This window comes from Photobacterium sp. DNB22_13_2 (assembly GCF_052873915.1).
Genome location: NZ_JBNNXU010000059.1, coordinates 1 through 429, shown reverse-complemented (window position 1 = coordinate 429; position 429 = coordinate 1). Strand labels below are relative to the sequence as shown.

The window sequence follows — 429 nt, the reverse complement described above, 5'->3', positions numbered from 1 at the left end:
GGTGCCGCAGGCCTTGTCCATCAACGCCGAGGCAAACCTTCTTCGAATAAAATCAACGACAGCATTCGCTATCGTTGCTTAACTTTGCTCAATCAAAATTACTCTGACTTTGGGCCAACGCTAGCGCACGAAAAACTCACCGAGCGCCATGGTCTTTCTGTCTCATTGGAGACTCTGCGTCAATGGATGATTGCTGATGGTCTCTGGGTTCCCCATGCCAAGCGCAAGCCTCGCGTTTATCAGCCTCGTCATCGCCTGGGTGACTGATTCAAATTGACGGCTCCCATCATGACTGGTTTGAAGGCCGCAGTCCCAAGTGTTGTCTGCTGGTTTACATCGATGATGCCACACTGGCCGCTTGATGAACCTGCGCTTCAGTGAAACCGAGTCAGCCTTCGATTATATGGTGGCTACCCGCGAATACCTTGA

The 429-nt window shown here is 51.5% G+C and carries 1 pseudogene; it reads left to right on the top strand.

Annotated features, from left to right (window positions below):
* Nucleotides 1-429: pseudogene (locus ACVA58_RS27785) on the top strand (ISNCY family transposase); the annotation flags it as partial.